Origin of the sequence: Pseudoalteromonas sp. S1610 (assembly GCF_005887465.1) — a bacterium.
GTDB classification, from domain to species: Bacteria; Pseudomonadota; Gammaproteobacteria; order Enterobacterales; family Alteromonadaceae; genus Pseudoalteromonas; species Pseudoalteromonas undina.
The window spans coordinates 1-20,815 of the sequence record NZ_PNDI01000024.1; the positions used below are offsets into that span (position 1 = coordinate 1).

General features: G+C 40.9%; 18 protein-coding genes. 12 read left to right on the forward strand and 6 right to left on the reverse strand.

Going from position 1 to position 20,815, the window contains the following annotated elements:
• Positions 1-374: 374 nt before the first annotated feature.
• The 6 genes from tig (at position 375) to CWB77_RS10650 (ending at position 8,939) form a co-directional block, all read left to right on the forward strand.
• Complete coding sequence (gene tig / locus CWB77_RS10625; RefSeq protein WP_138622675.1) at positions 375-1,679, forward strand: trigger factor; 1,305 nt, start codon at positions 375-377, stop codon at positions 1,677-1,679.
• Positions 1,680-1,838: 159 nt separating this feature from the next.
• Positions 1,839-2,456: an ATP-dependent Clp endopeptidase proteolytic subunit ClpP gene (gene clpP / locus CWB77_RS10630; protein ID WP_008111041.1), complete on the forward strand. Its 618-nt coding sequence runs from the start codon at positions 1,839-1,841 to the stop codon at positions 2,454-2,456.
• 131 nt (positions 2,457-2,587) lie between these two features.
• A complete protein-coding gene (gene clpX, locus CWB77_RS10635) occupies positions 2,588-3,871 on the forward strand; it encodes an ATP-dependent protease ATP-binding subunit ClpX (RefSeq protein WP_010388064.1) in 1,284 nt (427 codons plus the stop codon).
• A 149-nt stretch (positions 3,872-4,020) separates the two neighbouring features.
• A complete protein-coding gene (gene lon, locus CWB77_RS10640) occupies positions 4,021-6,381 on the forward strand; it encodes an endopeptidase La (RefSeq protein WP_008467545.1) in 2,361 nt (786 codons plus the stop codon).
• Between the two features lie 183 nt (positions 6,382-6,564).
• Complete coding sequence (locus tag CWB77_RS10645) at positions 6,565-6,864, forward strand: HU family DNA-binding protein (RefSeq protein WP_256872136.1); 300 nt, start codon at positions 6,565-6,567, stop codon at positions 6,862-6,864.
• 173 nt (positions 6,865-7,037) lie between these two features.
• Positions 7,038-8,939 carry a SurA N-terminal domain-containing protein gene (locus tag CWB77_RS10650; RefSeq protein ID WP_054202402.1) on the forward strand — a complete coding sequence of 634 codons (1,902 nt, stop codon included), beginning with the start codon at positions 7,038-7,040 and terminating at the stop codon, positions 8,937-8,939.
• A gap of 55 nt (positions 8,940-8,994) precedes the next feature.
• Here CWB77_RS10650 and CWB77_RS10655 read toward each other — a convergent pair whose 3' ends face one another.
• From CWB77_RS10655 to pspF, 6 genes are read right to left on the reverse strand one after another with little or no spacing between them, the layout of a single operon-like run.
• Positions 8,995-9,756, reverse strand: a complete 762-nt coding sequence (locus CWB77_RS10655) for an ATP-binding cassette domain-containing protein (RefSeq protein ID WP_054202403.1) — start codon at positions 9,754-9,756, stop codon at positions 8,995-8,997.
• Complete coding sequence (locus tag CWB77_RS10660) at positions 9,756-10,748, reverse strand: peptide ABC transporter ATP-binding protein (RefSeq protein ID WP_010388077.1); 993 nt, start codon at positions 10,746-10,748, stop codon at positions 9,756-9,758. Before CWB77_RS10660 ends, CWB77_RS10655 begins: the two co-directional genes overlap by 1 nt.
• Positions 10,749-11,642, reverse strand: a complete 894-nt coding sequence (locus tag CWB77_RS10665; RefSeq protein ID WP_010388079.1) for an ABC transporter permease subunit — start codon at positions 11,640-11,642, stop codon at positions 10,749-10,751.
• Positions 11,629-12,663, reverse strand: a complete 1,035-nt coding sequence (locus CWB77_RS10670; protein ID WP_109874328.1) for an ABC transporter permease — start codon at positions 12,661-12,663, stop codon at positions 11,629-11,631. Before CWB77_RS10670 ends, CWB77_RS10665 begins: the two co-directional genes overlap by 14 nt.
• Positions 12,663-14,270 (reverse strand): ABC transporter substrate-binding protein, encoded by a 1,608-nt coding sequence (locus CWB77_RS10675; protein ID WP_010388083.1) that lies wholly within the window; start codon positions 14,268-14,270, stop codon positions 12,663-12,665. The genes CWB77_RS10670 and CWB77_RS10675 overlap by 1 nt, the downstream gene beginning before the upstream one ends.
• A 14-nt stretch (positions 14,271-14,284) precedes the next feature.
• Positions 14,285-15,349, reverse strand: a complete 1,065-nt coding sequence (gene pspF, locus CWB77_RS10680) for a phage shock protein operon transcriptional activator (protein ID WP_010388085.1) — start codon at positions 15,347-15,349, stop codon at positions 14,285-14,287.
• A gap of 186 nt (positions 15,350-15,535) precedes the next feature.
• Between pspF and pspA the strand changes: the two genes are divergently transcribed.
• The 6 genes from pspA (at position 15,536) to megL (ending at position 20,721) form a co-directional block, all read left to right on the forward strand.
• The gene (gene pspA / locus CWB77_RS10685; RefSeq protein ID WP_010388087.1) at positions 15,536-16,195 is read left to right on the forward strand and encodes a phage shock protein PspA; all 660 of its coding nucleotides are present in this window, start codon (positions 15,536-15,538) and stop codon (positions 16,193-16,195) included.
• Between the two features lie 63 nt (positions 16,196-16,258).
• Positions 16,259-16,492: an envelope stress response membrane protein PspB gene (gene pspB / locus CWB77_RS10690; RefSeq protein WP_010388090.1), complete on the forward strand. Its 234-nt coding sequence runs from the start codon at positions 16,259-16,261 to the stop codon at positions 16,490-16,492.
• A complete protein-coding gene (pspC, locus tag CWB77_RS10695; RefSeq protein WP_054202405.1) occupies positions 16,489-16,890 on the forward strand; it encodes an envelope stress response membrane protein PspC in 402 nt (133 codons plus the stop codon). The genes pspB and pspC overlap by 4 nt, the downstream gene beginning before the upstream one ends.
• A 63-nt stretch (positions 16,891-16,953) precedes the next feature.
• A complete protein-coding gene (locus CWB77_RS10700; protein ID WP_138622677.1) occupies positions 16,954-18,372 on the forward strand; it encodes a YcjX family GTP-binding protein in 1,419 nt (472 codons plus the stop codon).
• Complete coding sequence (locus CWB77_RS10705) at positions 18,369-19,394, forward strand: TIGR01620 family protein (RefSeq protein ID WP_138622679.1); 1,026 nt, start codon at positions 18,369-18,371, stop codon at positions 19,392-19,394. The genes CWB77_RS10700 and CWB77_RS10705 overlap by 4 nt, the downstream gene beginning before the upstream one ends.
• 145 nt (positions 19,395-19,539) lie before the next feature.
• On the forward strand, positions 19,540-20,721 hold the full coding sequence (megL, locus tag CWB77_RS10710) for a methionine gamma-lyase (protein ID WP_138622681.1): 1,182 nt from the start codon (positions 19,540-19,542) through the stop codon (positions 20,719-20,721).
• The last annotated feature ends 94 nt before the right edge of the window (positions 20,722-20,815 follow it).

Here is a 20,815-nt window from a genome sequence, read left to right on the forward strand (position 1 = left end):
CAAATCCTGCATCGCCGACCATTTTCCCTTAAGTCACATATTCTGAATCTCTATTTTATCTTAAATAACTCTATTTTTTTGCTCCTATTCATTCTATACAGTTTAATTAGCCTGTTTTTTATTCGCTTAGTCGTTATCTGCCTTTAACTACCCCAAATAATTGCCCCCCACACTCGACTATCATGAATATTAGGTTATAATGCCGCGTCTATTTGTTTAAAAATATAGTGCCCTTAGGGCAGAGCAGCAATGGTATCTCCTGGTAGCGACGGATTTTTTTAAGCTCTAAGGCTTGAATTTTATCAAGACGCCTATAGATTACTTTGTTTGTAATGAAGGCGAAAAGTCGCCAAAATTGAATATTGAGGTAAATCATGCAAGTTTCTGTTGAGACGACTCAAGGCCTTGAGCGCCGTCTGACCATCACCGTTCCTGCAGAGAACGTTGAGACCGAAGTAAAAAAACGCTTACAACAACTGTCAAAAACGCAGCGTATCGACGGTTTCCGTGCTGGTAAAGTTCCAGTATCAGTAATCAACAAGCGTTTCGGACCAGCTGTTCGTCAAGAAGTTGCTGGCGAAGTAATGCAACGTAATTACATTGAAGCAATCGTTGCTGAAAAAATTAACCCTGCTGGCGCACCTACATTTGCTCCAAAAGCACTTGAAGCAGGTAAAGATTTAGAGTTCTCAGCAACATTTGAAGTTTACCCTGAAGTTGAAGTTCAAGGTTTAGATAAAATTGCTGTTGAAAAACCAGCGGTAGAAGTAACTGACGAAGATTTAGCAAACATGCTAGAGACACTTCGTAAGCAACACGCTTCTTGGGCTGACGTTGATGCAGCTGCTGGCGCAAACGACCGTGTAACGGTTGATTTCGTTGGTACTATCGACGGTGAAGAATTCGAAGGCGGCAAAGCTGAAGATTTCCCATTAGAACTTGGCCAAGGTCGTATGATCCCTGGTTTTGAAGACAACATCGTAGGCAAAAAAGCAGGCGAAGAAGTTGTTGCTGACGTAAACTTCCCTGAAGATTACCACGCTGAAAACTTAAAAGGTAAAGCGGTTCAATTCACTATCACAGTGAAAAAAGTTGAAGCGCAAGAATTACCTGAATTAAGCGATGAGTTTGCAACTAAATTCGGTGTTGCCGAAGGCGGCGTAGACGCGCTTAAAGAAGAAGTTAAAAAGAACATGACACGTGAGCTAGACCAAGCGGTTAAAGCTAACGTAAAAGACCAAGCAATCAAAGGTCTTTTAGAGCAAAACGAAGTTGAAGTGCCTAAAGCATTAATCGACCAAGAAGTTGACGCTTTACGTGAGCAAGCTGCTCAACGTTTTGGTGGTAACGGTCAAAATATGCCTGAGCTTCCAGCTGAATTGTTCCATGAGCAAGCAGTTACACGAGTTAAAACTGGCCTATTATTAGGCGAAGTGATCAAAGCAAACGACATCAAAGTTGATGACGCTAAAGTTGAAGCACTTATCGCTACTGTAGCATCTGCATACGAAGATCCAACTGAAGTAGTAGAATACTACAAAGCAAATGATCAACTAATGCAACAAATGCGTAATGTAGCAATGGAAGAGCAAGCTGTTGAAGCTATTTTAGCTAAAGCAACTGTGACTGATGTTGAAAAAGCATTTGATGACATCATGAATCCACAGCAAGGTGCATAATAAGTCATTGACTTAAGCGCTCGCTAACGATTAAATGGCTCGTGTTACTCTGTTTATGCAGTGTGCCCGGGCCATTTTAGTTTGTGGTTCTTAATTAGCTAAAAATGATCATTATGCTTTTCTTAGAATAAGTATAAGCGCATAAGGAATTAAATAAGTATGAACACTGGTATGACAGATCCCCTAAACGCATTAGTACCAATGGTTGTTGAGCAAACAGCTAAAGGCGAGCGCTCGTTTGATATTTATTCGAGACTATTAAAAGAGCGTATTATCTTTTTAACGGGCCAAGTTGAAGACAACATGGCAAATCTGATTTTAGCGCAAATGCTTTTCTTAGAATCAGAGAACCCAGATAAAGATATCTTCTTATATATCAATTCACCGGGTGGCTCGGTCACTGCGGGAATGGCTATTTACGATACAATGAATTTCATCAAACCTGATGTAAGTACTATTTGTGTGGGCCAAGCGGCTAGCATGGGTGCGTTTTTACTATCTGGTGGTGCTAAGGGTAAACGTTTTTGTTTACCTAATTCACGTGTAATGATTCACCAACCATTAGGTGGATTCCAAGGTCAAGCATCTGATTTTGAAATACACGCGAAAGAAATCCTGTCTATTAAAGACAAATTAAATCGCTTAATGGCTGAGCATACTGGCCAACCGCTTGATGTTGTTTCACGTGATACAGACCGTGATAACTTTATGAGTGCAAGCCAAGCTGTAGATTACGGTATTGTTGACTCAGTATTTACTAATCGCGGTAGCAAGTAAGTATGCCTGCAAGCAGTAATGCTTGCTAATGAGAGTTACTATGCGAAAAAGCCTAAATTTTGGTATAGTTAAAGCGTATTAAAATAGCCACCAAGACTTTGGTGGCCAACGTAATAAAATGAGGTAGCTGAATGTCTGACACTCCTACAGACGGCGACAAAAGTAATAAATTGTTATACTGCTCTTTTTGCGGCAAAAGCCAGCATGAAGTTCGAAAATTAATTGCAGGACCTTCAGTATACGTTTGTGATGAATGTGTAGAGCTGTGTAATGATATTATCAGGGAAGAAATTAAAGACATCGCGCCTAAGCATGATGCCGCTGACAAATTACCTGTGCCAAAAGAAATTCGTAACCACTTAGACGACTACGTAATTGGCCAAGAGCATGCGAAAAAAGTGTTGTCTGTAGCGGTTTACAATCACTACAAGCGTTTACGCAACCAATCAACTAAACAAGACGTTGAACTAGGTAAAAGTAATATTTTATTAATTGGTCCAACGGGGAGTGGTAAAACACTACTAGCTGAAACGTTAGCACGTTTGCTAGATGTGCCGTTTACAATGGCCGATGCCACCACGTTAACCGAAGCCGGTTATGTGGGTGAAGATGTTGAAAACATCATTCAAAAGCTTTTACAAAAATGTGACTACGACGTAGAAAAAGCACAACGTGGTATTGTTTACATTGATGAAATTGACAAAATTTCACGTAAATCAGATAACCCATCAATCACCCGTGATGTATCAGGTGAAGGTGTACAACAAGCCTTACTGAAATTGATTGAAGGTACAGTTGCTTCTGTTCCGCCACAAGGTGGACGTAAACATCCACAGCAAGAGTTCCTGCAAGTAGACACTTCTAAAATTCTGTTTATTTGTGGTGGTGCATTTGCTGGTCTTGATAAAGTTATTGAACAGCGTAGCCACAAAAATACTGGCATTGGTTTTGGCGTTAACGTTAAAGAGTCGGCAGCGAGCCGCTCTTTAAGTGAAACATTTAAAGATGTTGAGCCAGAAGATTTAGTAAAATATGGTTTAATTCCAGAGTTTATTGGCCGTTTACCTGTTGTTGCTACATTGACTGAACTTGATGAAGCTGCACTGGTACAAATTTTAAGTGAGCCTAAAAACGCTATTACTAAGCAATTTTCAGTATTGTTTGGGATGGAAGACGTTGAGCTTGAGTTTCGTGATGATGCACTACGTGCTATTGCTCACAAAGCAATGGAACGTAAAACCGGTGCACGTGGCCTGCGTTCAATCGTAGAAGGTGTATTGCTTGATACTATGTATGAGCTGCCTTCAATTGATAACGTAAGTAAAGTGGTTGTTGATGAAACCGTTATTAAAGGTGAGTCTGACCCAATCTTGATTTATGACAGCAGTAATCAAGAACAAGCCGCAGCAGATTAAATTCTGAGCAAGTTGTAAAAAAAAGGAGCCAATGGCTCCTTTTTTTATAATTAATTTAATCGAGTTGGCAAAAATTGTTGAACTTTAATTAGGTTATCCCCATATACTTGAGTAATCTTTAAATAAATGAAGTGCAAAGAGAAAATACAATGACGCTTGAGAGAAACGATCGAGTCGAAATCCCTGTGCTAGCACTGCGCGATGTAGTGGTGTATCCACACATGGTGATCCCGCTTTTTGTAGGCCGTGAAAAATCAATAAAATGCCTTGAAGCGGCAATGGATAAAGACAAACAAATTTTCTTAGTTGCACAAAAAGATGCAACTGTAGACGAGCCTGAGAAAGACGATATTTATCGTGTAGGGACAATTGCGACTGTACTTCAATTATTAAAGCTACCCGATGGTACAGTAAAAGTATTAGTTGAAGGCACACAGCGTGCAAATATCGAAGAGTTTGTTGATAACGAAGACTTCTTTGTTGCCAATGCTCAGTTTATTGAATCTGATTCAGTGAATGAACAAGAGCAAGATATTTTTATTCGCAGTGCATTAAGCCAGTTTGAAGGCTACGTAAAATTAAATAAAAAAATCCCACCTGAAGTGATGACCTCGGTCTCTGGTATTGATGAGCCCGCGCGTCTTGCTGATACCATGGCTGCGCACATGCCATTAAAAGTGCCTGAAAAACAAAAAGTACTTGAAATATCAAGTGTTACGGAGCGCTTAGAGTACTTAATGGCGTTGATGGAAGGTGAAATAGACTTACTGCAAGTTGAGAAAAAAATTCGTACCCGCGTTAAAAAGCAGATGGAAAAATCGCAGCGTGAGTATTACCTCAATGAGCAAATGAAAGCGATTCAAAAAGAGCTTGGCGAAATTGACGATGTACCAGATGAATTCGAAGCGCTAAAAAAACGCATCGAAGAGTCAGGTATGCCTAACGAAGCGAAAGAAAAAGCCACGGCAGAGTTTAACAAACTTAAAATGATGTCGCCGATGTCGGCAGAAGCTAGTGTTGTTCGCTCATACATAGATACGTTAATCAACGTACCGTGGAAAAAACGCTCTAAAGTGAAAAAAGATTTAGCAGGCGCGCAAAAAATACTAGATAGCGATCACTACGGACTTGATAAAGTTAAAGAGCGTATTATTGAATACCTCGCGGTACAGCAGCGTACTAATAAGCTTAAAGGGCCTATTTTGTGTTTAGTTGGGCCGCCAGGGGTAGGTAAAACCTCTCTTGGGCAATCTATTGCGCGTTCAACTGGCCGTAAGTACATTCGTATGGCACTGGGTGGTGTACGTGATGAAGCTGAGATACGTGGTCACCGTCGTACTTATATTGGCTCTATGCCTGGTAAATTGATTCAAAACATGACTAAAGTGGGCGTTAAAAACCCGTTATTCTTGTTAGATGAAATTGATAAAATGTCAGCGGATATGCGTGGAGACCCTGCATCAGCTTTACTTGAAGTACTTGATCCTGAGCAAAACAGCCATTTTGCTGATCATTACCTAGAAGTCGATTACGACTTATCTGATGTAATGTTTGTTGCTACCTCTAATAGCTTTAATATTCCTGGGCCTTTATTGGACCGTATGGAAGTTATTCGTTTAGCCGGTTATACCGAAGATGAAAAATTAAATATAGCTAAAGAACATTTAATTCCAAAGCAAGTTAAGCGTAATGGCTTAAAAGAGAAAGAAGTTGAAATTGCTGACAGTGCCATTATCGGTATTATTCGATATTACACGCGTGAAGCGGGCGTTCGTAACTTAGAGCGTGAAGTGTCTAAATTATGCCGTAAAGCGGTTAAAAATATCTTAATGGAAAAAGACACCAAAACGGTCACTATCGATGCAGATAACCTCGAAGAGTACTTAGGTGTGCAACGCTTTGATTACGGTAAAGCAGAAGATGGCGACCGTATAGGCCAAGTAACTGGCCTAGCATGGACAGAAGTAGGCGGTGACTTACTAACGATTGAATGTGCTGCAGTACCAGGTAAAGGCAAATTGACTTACACCGGCTCGTTAGGCGATGTAATGCAAGAGTCGATTCAAGCGGCAATGACTGTTGTGCGTAATCGTGCTGATGAGCTACGTATTAATAGCGACTTTTATGAAAAACGTGATATTCACGTGCATGTACCTGAGGGCGCAACTCCTAAAGATGGTCCAAGTGCGGGTATCGCAATGGTTACTTGTTTGGTTTCAAGCCTAACGGGCAATCCAGTGCGCTCTGATGTGGCCATGACGGGTGAGATTACCCTACGAGGTGAAGTACTGCCTATTGGTGGTTTAAAAGAGAAATTATTAGCGGCTCACCGAGGTGGTATTAAAACGGTGGTGATCCCTAAAATTAACGAACGTGACTTAAAAGAGATACCTGATAACGTATTGGCGGGTCTTGAGATTCACCCTGTTACGTGGATTGACGAAGTATTGAAGCTTGCTTTAGTGCATCCAGTTGATAGTTTTTCAGTCGAAACACCAAAAAAGCAGTAAAAAAGCCAAAAAAAGTGCTTTTAGGGGCTTTTCAAATCTAAACGGTATGATAAGTTAAGCACTGGTTTTCAAGCCTAGCCCTTGCAGGGCCTAGGTTTAAGAAAAATATAATCATATGAGCTTTAAAAAAATTGCTCAAAAATTTCAAAACAGTGATGTTAGTTTAAAAAACAATCGCTCTTGATAACAACAATGAAAGAGGATGATATTGTGAATAAATCTCAATTAATCGATCAAATCGCAGCTGATGCTGACATTTCTAAAGCGGCTGCAGGTCGTGCACTAGATTCATTCATCGAATCTGTATCTGGCGCGCTAAAAGATGGCGACTCAGTTGCACTTGTTGGTTTTGGTACTTTCTCTGTACGTGAGCGTGCTGCTCGTGCAGGTCGTAACCCACAAACTGGTGAAACGATTCAAATTGCTGCAGCTAACATCCCAGCTTTCAAAGCCGGTAAAGCGCTTAAAGACGCAGTAAACTAATCATTGTGTAAACAATTTAGTTATGGCGAGTAAAGATACGCTTAATTATTGCAATCGATAAATTAAGTTACTTCACCGCCAGTTACTTCAAGTGAAAAAGCGTATCTGGTAAGATACGCTTTTTTTACATATGACAAGGTAGAAAATACCTTGCTCAGAAAAGAGATAAACAAATGCTTGAGAAAATCAGAGAAGGTTCGCAAGGGCCGGTAGCCAAAGTCATTTTAGGCGCGGTGATTTTATCTTTTGCCTTAGCTGGGATCGGTAGTTACTTAGGTCAAACCACAGAACAACCCGTTGCTGAAGTAAATGGAATTAAAATTAGCCAAACAGAATTTAGCCGTGCGTTTCAAAATGAACGTAGCCGCTTAGAACAACAATTTGGTGAGTACTTTACCCAAATAGCAGCAGATCCAACTTACATGGCTCAAATCCGTCAAGGTGTGATTGACCGTTTAGTACAACAAGAATTACAAAGTCAGTTAGCTGCCGAGCTTGGTTTGCGCGTAAGTGATGAAAGCGTTCGTAAAACAATTTTAGAGCTACCTTATTTTAAAATTGGCGACAAGTTTAATAACGACCGTTATTTACAAGTTATTCGTCAAATGAATTTTCAACCTGACGCATTTCGTGAATACCTGCGTGATGATATGACACGTAGCCAGTTAGTATCTGCCGTTGCGGGTACTGATTTTGCGCTGCCAAATGAGCTTAAATCAGCCATTGCGTTGCAACAGCAAACACGAAGCATTGATTATTTAGTAATTGATAAACAAGCAATGCAAGCTGATGTTGAAGTTACAGAGCAAGAAGTTGCGGATTACTATGAATTAAACGCAGGTCAATTTTTATCACCTGAATTAATTTCAGTTAATTACATCGAACTAAATGCAGATGATATTGATGTTGCATCGGTAAGCGAAGACGATGTAAAAGCATATTACGAGCAGAGTAAAGCGCAATATGTTGAACCAGAAAAGCGTCGTGTGTCGCATATTCTAATCGACAATAGCGAAGATGATGATGCGGCTAAAGCGAAAGCTGAGTCGTTACTTGCCCAGCTTAACGCTGGTGCTGATTTTGCTGAGCTAGCAGAGACATCGTCAGATGACATTGTTAGTGCAGAAATGGGTGGCGATTTAGAGTGGATTGAACGTGATGTTATGGAACCAGCATTTGAAGATGCAGCGTTCGCATTGCAAAACAAAGGTGATTACTCTGACGTTGTTGCCTCTGAGTTTGGTTATCACATCATCAAACTGACTGATCTACAAACTCAACAAGTTAAACCGTTTGATGAGGTTAAAGCTGACCTACGTGCTGAACTTGAGCAAGCTGAAAAAGTAGATGCGTTTTACGAGAAGCAAACAGAAATGGGGGCATTAGCCTTTGAGATTTCTGATCGCTTAGACGATGCTGCTGAAGTGGCGGGTGTAGAAGTACAATCTACTTCTTTACTAGCGCTTAGCGCGCTTCCTGAGCCGCTTAATAACCCAGCGGTTGTGACTGCCTTATCATCAGTTGAACTACTAGAAGATAAAGTCAATTCAGAAGTAATTGAGCTTGGTAATGAGCACGTGATTGTGGTGCGTGTAAATGAGCACCAACCTGCGGCAACGAAAGCATTAAGCGAGGTAAGTGAGCAAATTAAAACACGCTTAATGAATGAAAAGGCATCAGACCTTGCAAAAGAAAAAGCACGCACGTTATTTGCACAAGTAAAAGAAGGCAAGAGCTTAAACGATGTGGCTGCTGAGCAATCACTAAACGTTCGTCAAGAGTCGCAACTAACTCGTGAAAGCTTTGCTGTTTCACCTGCTATTGTTACCCAAGTATTCAAAATGGCACATCCTAGTGATGCGGCTGTATATGATATGGTTAACTTAAATAATGGCGATGCAGCGATTGTTGCGCTTAAAGCGGTAAATGATGCACCAGTGAGTGACAACATTGAGCCACAAATGAAGCAAAACATTACTATGGCGCAAGCGCAGAAAAACTATACGGTATTCATTGAATCGCTTAAGCAACAAGCAGAGCTTAATGTACCAAAAGCAGCTCAAGCAGCTGAATAAGTAATAGCTAAATTAAAAAGGGCGCCAATTGGCGCCTTTTTTGTTTGTTTAAACATTAACAACTCAATAAGCGCTGAGTAACCTTTGATTGCGGGTTTTGAAAAATAGTTTCTGTAGCGCCGTATTCAACAATCTCACCCTTATTGAGTACCACTAGCTGGTCGCTAATATGGCGCACTAAACTTAAATGATGGGTGATCAAAATATAGGTTAATCCAGTTTCAAGCTGTAGTTTAAGTAATAGATTTACTATTTGCGCTCTTACAGAAGGGTCAAGCGATGAAAGTGCCTCATCGAGTACAACAACCTTAGGATCTAATATAAGCGCGCGAGCGAGCGCTACACGCTGTAATTGCCCCACACTAAACATATGCGGATAGTATTGCTGATGATCGACCAGTAGACCCACTTTAAGCAGCGTACTACCAATTTTTTCACTACGTTGAGTTTTATCAAAATCAGTATTGAATTTTAGGCAATCATCGAGCATTTCAGCAATGGTCACTGCTGGGTTTAATGAGGTGGCGGAGTCTTGAAAAATCATTCGGATATAACGACACTGGGCATCACGATTACCATTGTTTTCTATAGTGTTATTCTCTAATAATATCTGCCCGCTATCGGCACTGTATGCACCCACTAATAATTTAGCCAGGGTACTTTTTCCTGAGCCTGTTTCACCAATAATGGCAATTGTTTCACCTTTACCAATACAAAATGAGATGTTTTTTAAAACATCAAACTTTTTACGGCTAAACAGACCCGCGCGCATGTTAAAGGTTTTTGATAAGGCTTGAACTTTTAACAGTGGCTGCATTATTTTATTTCCTTGATCAGCGGGAAGTGACAGGCGTAGCTATGACCATGATGCTTTGAAAGTTTAGGCGCAACCACACATTCTTTTTGTGCTTGTGGGCAACGTGGACCGAGTCGACAACCAATCGGTAAATGTTGTAATGTTGGAATAGTGCCTTTAAGCGCATAAAAGGGTTCTTTATGGGCTAAACCATGCTCATAATCGGGCAGGCTTTTTAGTAAAGCCTGCGTATACGGATGGCGAGGTTGGCTAAAAATACGGTGTGTTGGACCTGCTTCAACCATTTGACCGCAGTACAACACATGAATACCATGCGACCAATTAACAATTTCTTCCAGCTCATGAGAGATCATCAAAATAGACATGTTCTTTAGCTGATTTAAACTTTTTAATAACCTAAACACCTGTGCACGGGTGGTGCTTTCTAGTGCGGTTGTAGGCTCATCAGCAATGAGTAGCTTCGGTGTACGGGCAATCGCCATGGCTATCATAACCTTTTGGCATACGCCCTCAGAGAGCTCATGCGGGTAGCTATCAAGCACCGCTTCATGATTTTTAATACCTACTTTATGTATTAAGGCTTTAACACGGTCTTTACGCTCTCGGTTGCGTTTTAAGAAAAATCCTTTAGCAGCCACTTCAGGCAGTGTTTCAGCGATTTGGTTAAATATTTTAGCAGTAGGATCTAGACAGCGACTGGGGTCTTGGTAAATCATCGCAATGTCTTGGCTAACTGTTTTACGGCGTTGCTCTGGTGTTAAGCGCATTAAGTCAACACCACGCCAATGCATTCTATCTGCGGTTATCACCCAGCGCTCATTAAGCACGCCGACGATGGCTTTTGCAATTAAGCTTTTGCCAGAGCCTGATTCGCCCACTAAAGCGTGTACTTCACCTTCTTTTAAACTAAAGCTTACGCGATCAACAGCACGAATGGCGGTTTCGGAAGTTTGAAGTTCAATGGTTAAATTTCGAATATCTAGTAACTGCATCTAATCGGCCTTACGCGCTTGTAAAACTTTGCGAAGTCCATCGCCCACTAAGTTTGTTGAAAGAACCGCTAAAAATAACAGGACGCCCGGCAATGCTACCGTCCAAGGTGCTAAATATATAAGTCCTAAGTTCTCTGCTAAAATTGCGCCCCATTCAGTAGTCGGCGGCTGTGCACCCAGTTTTAAAAACCCTAATGCCGCAATATCTAAAATAGCAGTAGAAAGCGCCATCGTAAAAATAACTACAATATATTCATACACATTAGGAAAAATCCCGCGTGATAAAATATGCCATTTAGAGGCGCCATCTAAGCGGTAGGCTGTAACATAATCTTTGCCAAGTTCGTCAACTATCAGGTTTCTAATTGAATGAATAAACTGGGGTAATAAGGCCAAAATAATTGCCCATACGGTATTCATTAATCCAGGACCGAGTATGGCAATAATAATGATGGCCAGTAACAATGAGGGAATTGACAGCGTTACATCCAGTAAGTGGTTCAAAAAACTAGAACGTATGCCTTTACTGATCCCTGCAAAGGTACCTACCAACACACCAATAACAGTGGTGATCAGTGCAGCCACAACCGATAACCCGAACGTATATGTGGCGCCATTCATTAAACGAGACAGCACATCTCGGCCTAAATCATCGGTGCCAAGTATAAACCGCACATCGCCCATTTCATTCCACGAGGGAGGCAGTAATAGTGCATCACTGTGCTGTTGATTTACCCCATAAGGCGCAAGAAAAGGCGCGGTAGCTGCTAACAGGCTAAAGGCAATAAACACCCATAAACCAACCAGTGCAGGGTGGTTATTTTTAAACTTTCGCCAGAGTCTCGCTAATGGCGATTTATTTGAATCTTCTGAAAATAAGTTAAACTTTGCCATGCGCTTGGTTCCGAGACAGAGGATCGAGTAGGGTGTAGGTCAGTTCGGCCATAATTGTGGCAATAATAATAAATAAAGAGACGGCCATTAACCCACCTTGTATGGCGGGATAATCACGTTGATAAATACTGTCTATTAACCAGCGACCGATCCCAGGCCACGAAAAAATAACTTCAGTGATCATCGCTAAGGTGATCAAGGTACTAAACTGCAAACCTATTTGTTTTATAACCGGTAGTAAGGCATTTCTTAGGGCGTGATGAATAATAAGCTGCCCACGAGTAAGCCCTTTGGCGCGAGCTGTTTTAATGAAGTTTTGATCCATCACTTTTAACATCGATTCGCGAGTAAAGCGCACTAATACCGTGGTTGGATACATAGCAAGTACAATAGTAGGTAAAGTAAGGTGATGCAGCGCATCTAACATGGCCAAACCATTGTAAGGAAAATCAGCGAGTAAAATATCAAGTAAAATAAATCCTGTGCTCGCGGGTATCTCATACAACAAGCTCACTCGCCCCGACATGGGAAACCAGCCAAGCTTGAGCGAAAAAACCATAATTAATAATAATGCCAGCCAAAAAATCGGCATAGAATAGCCAATCATCGCTGTAGAGCTAATAAATTTATCAGGCCATTGTTTATTATATGCCGATGCTAAAATACCGACAGGCACACCCACTACCACCGAAATAAATAACGCATAGATACTTAGCTCTAACGTTGCAGGAATTAAATCAACCACATGGGCGAAAACACTGCTCCCCGAGGCGAATGACATTCCCCAATCCCCTTGTAAAATTCGTCCTACAAAGGCGATGTACTGCATAAAGTAGTTACTGTTAAATAAGTACTTTTCTTCTAACTGCGCATTTTGGGTAAAGTTAGTGTCTGGTATGCCGCTTAAGTTACTGAGCGGATCGCCAGGAAATAAATAACTCAACGAAAAGGTAAAAATACTGAGTAGCAACACCATAAAAAATAACAGTCCGAGGCGGCGTAAAATATAATCTAAGATCATTATTTTTTCCTCGCGTTAGCCAGCGAAATAGCACCGAATGGCCCTAAGGTAATGCCCTCAACATCTGCGCTACTTGCTTGAAAACGCATGCCATGGGCAATTGGCAGTAAAGGCAATTGTTTGATGATCATGCTTTGTGCTGCGTCGTAATATTGTTTACGTAAATTTAAATCTGTGGTGTCTAACGCTTTGGTCAGTAGTAAATCAAATTCAGGGTTACACCAGTTTGCAGGGTTTTTGCCACTAAAGGTCGCAGTACAACTTAATAATGGGCTAAAAAAGTTATCGGGATCAGGTGTATCAGCTGCCCAACCTAATAACACACTGTCGTGGCGATGCTCACCAATGCGTTGAATAAAGGTGTTCCATTCATATTCTACAATATTTACATTAACGCCAATTTTGCGTAAATCACTTTGCATTAGCTCAGCCATTTTGCGGGCATTGGGGTTATAAATACGGCTTACCGGCATAGCCCAAATGCTCATATCAAAGCCTTTTGGAAAACCAGCTTCAGTTAATAATTTTTTCGCTAACTGTGGGTCAAAAATAGGCATGTTTTTTTGTAGTTCAAATGCCCATGACGTAGGCGGAAGAATAGATTGTGCACGCAGTCCATTCCCGTAATATACCGCTTGCATTATTTTATCTATATCAATGGCATGAACCAATGCTTGACGTACTTTTAAGTTATCAAACGGTGGACGCTCGGTATTAAATGCCCAGTAACCAATATTTAAGTTAGTTTCTCTTTCAACGTTAATATCATCACGCTGCGCTAAAATACTTAATTGGGCACTACTCGGGTGTGCGGTTACATCACACTCTTTGGTCAATATTTTAGCAATACGGGTGGTACCATTTGGGGTAATGTCGTACACCAATTGCTCAAGGGCAACCTCATGCTTCCAATAATCAGCGTTTTTATAAAAGCGCACTAAATGATCGCGTCGGTACTCTTTATAAATATAGGGGCCTGTGCCAATCGGGTATTGATCAAATAGGTTTTCTTGATTATTAGCTTTGAGCGCCATGGCATATTCTTTAGAGAGCACGACAGCAAAATCGGTCGCCATATTAGCTAAAAAGCTGCTCTCGGCATTAAATAACTCAAATCGGACTTGATGATCAGAGACTCTAACAATTTTACGAATTAGCTGGTCAATCCCCACACTTTGAAAGTAAGGGTAATTAGCATCGCCAATAAAGTGATAAGGATTATAAACGTCGAATAATCGACTAAAAGTAAATATTACATCATCAGCGTTAAATTCACGGCTAGGAGTGAAATAAGAGGTGGTATGAAACTTAACTCCTTTGCGCAAAGTGAAGGTAACCGATTTACCGTCTTTACTGATCTTCCAATCAGTGGCAAGTTCACTCTTAAATTCGGCGGTCACGGGGTCAATACTAATTAACCGGTCGTATAACTGGTTAGCAATAATATCGATAGTTGATCCTGTGGTTGTGACTTGTGGGTTAAACGACACAGGATTAGCCTCGGCGCAATAAACGAGGCCTTGGTTTTTTTCTTCTAAGATTTCTTCTTTACTATCAATGCAACCTACTAAGCTCAATGATATTAAAGCAAGTAATAATTTATGCACCCGCACAACCTCTACTATTCTAGCAAATTGTATTTTTTCAAATAACCACGTAGTTGATGATACGTTAAACCAAGTACTTCTGCAGTCTTCTTTTGATTAAATTGGCTATGTTCTAATGCTTTTTTTATCAATGTAATTTCAAATTCATTAGAGAGCGTTTTTAAGTCGCATGGAAACTCAGGTTCTTTGGTACTTGAACTCAATGCTACAGGCGCTTCTATAGGCTGTGCATGAGTAGTCGGTTCAGATTGTATTATAGCAGGTGCTTGTGCATGTTTTATGCGGGCTTTAGGTCTAAAGCGACTTTCGAATGGGTCTAAAATAATTTTATGTACAGGAATATGTTCATTGCCGTGGCGATACAGACTTCGTTCTACCACATTTTTAAGTTCACGGACATTACCCGGCCACTCATAACTGAGTAAACTTTCTTGTGCACTGCGGGTAAAGCCACTAAATAGCTCCCACTCAAGGTCTCGTGCCATGTTCATCGCAAACTGTTCAGCCAGCAACATAATGTCATCTTGACGTTCACGCAGTGGCGGTAAGGTGATCACATCAAACGCGAGTCTATCGAGTAAATCACTTCTAAATTCACCTTGTTGTGCTAAATGGGGTAAGTCTTCATTGGTTGCACAGACTAAGCGAGTGTCTACTTTAACGGTTTGCTTGCCGCCAACACGCTCAAACTCACCATACTCAATCACTCTTAATAGCTTTTCTTGCACCATGGCAGAGGTATTTGCTAACTCATCTAAGAACAAGGTACCACTATTGGCGCGCTCAAAGCGGCCTTCATGGCGTTTACTTGCGCCTGTGAAAGCGCCACTTTCATGACCAAATAATTCACTCTCGAGCAGGTTTTCGTTCAATGCCGCACAGTTAAGCTTGACGTAACTTTGATCCCAGCGTTTGGATAAAAAGTGTAAACGTGCTGCAATTAGCTCTTTACCGGTACCACGTTCACCAATAATAAGTACGGGTTTATCTAGGTTAGCCAGTTGCGAAACCTGATCAAGCACCGATAAAAAGCTGTCTGATTGGCCAAGTAAATTGTCCTGTTGGCGATATTGACTCATATTTCCTAACTCTTAGTCATTTTTACTAACAGTTAGTGTATTTCATTATGGTGGATAACAAAAGTAATTTGTAATTTACATTTAACATATTGAAAATAAATGGTATTTTAAAAATATAAAAGTTGGCAAGCATATTGATACTAATAAAAGCAGACACATTTAGATTAAATAATAGAGGTATATGTTATGGGAATTTTTTCACGTTTTGCAGACATTGTTAATTCTAATATCAATGCCATTTTAGATAAAGCAGAAGATCCTGAAAAAATGGTTCGTCTTATTATCCAAGAGATGGAAGATACACTTGTAGAGGTACGCTCTACGTCAGCAAAAACCCTTGCTGAGAAAAAAGAATTAGTACGTCGCGTAGATACACTAAAAGCCCAAGTAAGCGATTGGCAAGACAAAGCCGAATTAGCACTGAGCAAAGATCGTGATGATTTAGCTCGCTCAGCTTTACTTGAAAAGCAAAAATCAGCCGATGCAGTCGCTGCAGTAGAAAGTGAACTTGATCATGTAGAATCTCATATCGAGAAACTACAGCAAGAAGTGACTACGCTACAAGAGAAACTAGCGGATGCTAAAGCACGTCAAAAAGCGATTATTTTACGTCAACGCTCGGCTGAGTCGCGCCTTGAGGTTAAAAAAGCACTTGATAGTTCTAAAGTGGATGATGCACTTAATCGTTTTGAACGTTACGAAACCAAAATTGATGGGCTAGAATCTCAAATAGAGTCTTACGATTTGGGTAAACAAACGTTAGCAGATGAAATTGCTGATTTACAAAAGAATGAAAAAATTGATGACGAGTTAGCTGAACTTAAAAAGAAACTCTCGAATAAATAAATATAAAACAGGGGCCTTGTGCCCCTGACATCAACATTGAATACGGATTGTCAGGAGAGGATTATGTTTGATCCAGAGATACTAATTGCACCCTTTATCTTGTTTATGATTTTTGTTGCACCACTGTGGTTAATTTTACACTACCGAAGCAAAAAACAGGTAAGCCAAGGGTTAAGCGAGCATGAGCATCACCAGTTATTGGAGCTTGCTCAAAAAGCTGAAAAAATGACTGATAGAATCGAGACATTAGAAGCGTTACTTGATCAAGAGTCACCACAGTGGAGACAAAAAGTATGAACACCAAACGCGAATTATTAAGAGACCCACAGCGCGGTAAAATTGCCGGTGTATGTGCGGGATTAAGTGACTACTTTAATATGGAGTTATGGTTAGTTCGCATTATTTTTGTTAGTGCTGTACTACTAACTGGTGGCCCATTATTTGTGGTAGCGTATATTGCAGCGTGGTTTATTTTAGATAAAAAACAACCCAGTGCTGTAAGTAAAACACAATCAACGTATGGCGGTGATCCGCTAGAAGTAAAATTTAAAGTATGGCAAAAAGGCGAGCCACCGCGTCGTGCGCTGCAAGACTTAAAAGAGCGATTAACTCGTGTAGATAGCCGCCTTCAAAACATGGAACGCTACGTTACTTCAAGCGAGTTTACGGTCAGCCGTGAAATTAATAAACTTTAAGGGATTGATAAGCACCTTGTTTGCAGCCTGATCAATGACGGCAACTAAGGTGCAAAACACTTTATGAGCCAATCATTTGCAAAAAAGACCTTTAAAAGCGTTAAAGGCAAAGCACAAAAAGCCCTGCATCGTAGTTTAGATCAACACGTTAAACTTGCCGTAACAGGGCTGAGCGGCAGTGGTAAAACGGCGTTTATAAGCGCGTTAGTTAAGCATTTAACCTCTCAGGCGAATGACAACAACTTACCTTTTTTTGATGTGATGCGTGAACATCGCCACATTGCTACTAAAATTGTGCCGCAAGAGGCATTAAATGTTCCCACTTTTGATTATAACCGTGCAATAAGTGCTTTACTGCCAAGTGAAGGCGACCCTGCATGGCCCGCTTCTACCGAACGAATAAATACTTTACGTTTGGCGATTAAATACCAAAGCAACGCGGGTCTGCGCGGTCATTTCTCACCCCAATCGACGCTGTATTTAGATATTATTGACTATCCTGGTGAATGGTTGCTTGACCTACCTATGCTCGCGCAAAGCTTTGAGCAATGGTGCGAGCAACAATATCCATTACTTAGCCAAACGCCACGTGATAAAAGCTCAGCTGAATTTTTACAATCCATAGAGCAGCTTGATTTAGATGCACCGGTAGATGAAAACGCACTGGCTGATATTGCAAAATGTTATCAAACCATGTTGGTAGGGCTAAAAAAAGACACTAAGCTTGCCATGTTACAGCCAGGACGGATGTTAATGCCGGGTGACTTGCAAGGTGCACCATTATTACTATTTTTTCCAATTAGTCCTAAAAAAATAAGTGACGATGTAGTAGCGGGTTCTAACTTAGCGCATTTAATTAAACGTTTTGATGCTTACGTAAAAGAAGTCATTAAACCTTTTTATAATGAGCATTTTCGCCATTTTGACCGTCAAATCGTCTTGGTAGATGTACTGAGTGCATTAAATGAAGGCTATGAAACATTAGCTGAGCAAAGTCGAGTGATCAATCAGTTATTGTCACACTTTAGCTATGGTGATTCTGGTTTTTTTAAACGCTTGTTTAAACCTAATATTGATAAAATATTATTTGCTGCAAATAAGTCCGATCACATCAGTGCAAAGCATCACAAAGATCTTGCACTGTTACTCGATTCGTTAGTTAAAGAGCAAAGCAATCACTTAAAATTTGATGGGGTAAAAATAGAAACACTGGCGATGTCATCAATTGCTGCAACTGTGTCCCGCCAAGTGGTTGATAAGGGGCAAACACTCGACTGTATCTATGGCAAGCCATTGAATGAACAACAGTGGCTAACTTACCTGCCTCCTCAGCCGCCGAGCAGAATGCTTAATAAAAGTGAGTGGCCAACACATGGGTTTGAGTTTTTATCATTTGCACCTATGCCAAGCCCAGATCAACAGCTTAAGCACATTCGCTTAGACCATGTGATGCAGTACTTGTTAGGAGATAAGTTAACATGAGTGAGTCAACACACCAATTTCAAGCTGGGCGTCGTATTAATGCCCAAAATATTGAGCAAAATGAACCAGATTTATTAGCGGCTAAAGTCGTAGAGCAGGGACAAAGTGAGCAGCCTAGCAAAGATAGCGACGATCTAATTGAACCTGAAATCGATATTGAGCCTGTATATAAAAAGTCTAAGTGGCAAACCCTTAAAGGCCTATTTGCACTGAGCTTTATGGTTTTAATATTACTTGAGTTCGCATTTTCAATTGTATTGGCGTTTCAGCAGTCGGTTATTTTAGGTGGGGTGTACTTAACCGCTGTAATAACCGGTGTACTACTGATATCGCGTTTATTGTGGCGTGAATATAGAATGTTACGCAGCTTAAAGCGTAATCAGCTGCACCGCCATGAAGCTAATCGTTTGCTCAATAGTGAGCAGGTAGGCGGGGCGATACCTTGGCTTGAAAAGCTTAATAAACATCAGCAATTAGATAATTTCGAAAACTTTAAAAATCAGGTCGCTACGCACCACAGTGACAAAGAAATAATGTCTCTGTACGCGAATAGCTTACTGATAACGCAAGACAATCAAGCTAAAAAGTTAATAAACCGTTTTGCAACAGAGTCAGCTTTATTAGTTGCTCTAAGCCCAATTGCGCTGGTGGATATGATGGCTGTGCTGTGGCGTGGCACTAAATTAATAGAGCAAATAGGCCGCATATATGGCATTGGCTTTGGTTATGCCAGCCGTATTAAACTTTACCGCATGCTTATTAAGCAAGTAATGTTTGTAGGCAGTGCAGAGCTCGTATCTGATTTAGCCGCCACGGCACTCAGTGCTGAATTATTAGGCAAGCTTTCAGGGCGAGCTGCACAAGGTGTTAGTGCCGGTATATTTACAGCGCGTATTGGTTACAAAGCTATGGAGTTAAGCCGACCCTTACCGCGTCTTGAAAACAAGCGCAGCTTGTTAAAAGGCACAGTCCAAGGGATTGCGAGTAAAATTATGAGCCGTAAGGGAGCTGAAACTAAGTAGTGAGAGTTCGTTGGCAATATTTGTGTACAGCTTTTTGGGTAAAGTTTGCACAAATAGCCATCTGAGCATCCGGCATGCTTGTGATTTTAAGTGCGGTGCGTTTTATTTATGCTATTGACACACATAATAAAAACGAGAACACACAATGAGCAAGCATCATCAAAATACCCAATGTATCCATGGCCCGCAAAAAGCAAACGACCCCCATGGCGCATTAACCTCACCTTTGTATCAAACGTCTACGTTTCATTTTGAAAATGCCGCTCAAGGTGCTGCCCGCTTTGCAGGTGAGGAGCCCGGTTATATTTACACGCGTTTAGGTAACCCAACCACTACTGAACTTGAGCAAAAAGTGGCGCAATTAGAAGGCTGTGAGGCCGCCGCCGCCACGGCAACAGGTATGGGTGCGGTATCCGCTTCGGTACTAAGCTTCCTATCGCAAGGCGATCATTTAATTGCATCAAGCGCTCTGTATGGCTGCACCTTTGCTTTTTTTTCGCATATGTTGCCGCGATGGGGAATTGAAGTCACCTTTGTTGATATGACCAATGAGAGTGAACTGCGCGCAGCCATTAAACCTAACTCAAAAATGATATTTGTAGAAACACCAATCAATCCAACCATGGCAGTGATTGATTTAGCATTTATTGGCGATGTTGCTAAACAGCATAATTTACTGAGTGTGGTCGACAATACGTTTTTAACCCCGCTGCTGCAGTCACCAAAAAAGTACGGTATCGATATTATAATGCATAGCGCGACCAAGTATTTAAATGGTCACGGCGATGTTGTTGCGGGTATTGTGTGTGGTTCACTTGAGCATATTACACAGATTAAAATGACCGTGCTTAAAGATATTGGTGCCACTATTAGTCCACACGATGCGTGGTTAATAAATCGCGGCTTAAAAACTTTAGCTATTCGCGTTGAACGCCATTGCCAAAGTGCGCAAACGATTGCTGAGTATTTAGAAGCTCATCCGCAAGTAAATAAAGTGTATTACCCTGGGCTTAAGTCTCACCCGGGTTACAAGTATATTGGTAAGCAAATGAAAGCGGCTGGCGGTGTTATTGCCTTTGAAATTAAAGGGAGCTTAACCGACGGTGAGCATTTTATTGATAGTATGCAACTGTGCACATTAGCGGTTAGCTTAGGCGATGCTGAAACGCTCATTCAACACCCTGCATCAATGACGCATTCGCCATACACTCCCGAAGAAAGACTAGCAGCTGGAATTAGTGATGGTTTAATTCGTTTATCAGTTGGACTTGAAGATGTTAACGATATTATTAACGATCTCAACCAAGCATTTACTAAAATATCTTGAGGTGTAAATTAATGGTTACATTAAATTATTCCTGTGGGCACTATTAAGAATGGGCTGTGTTTTTATCTTTTCTTTACTGTAATTATAAATTTAC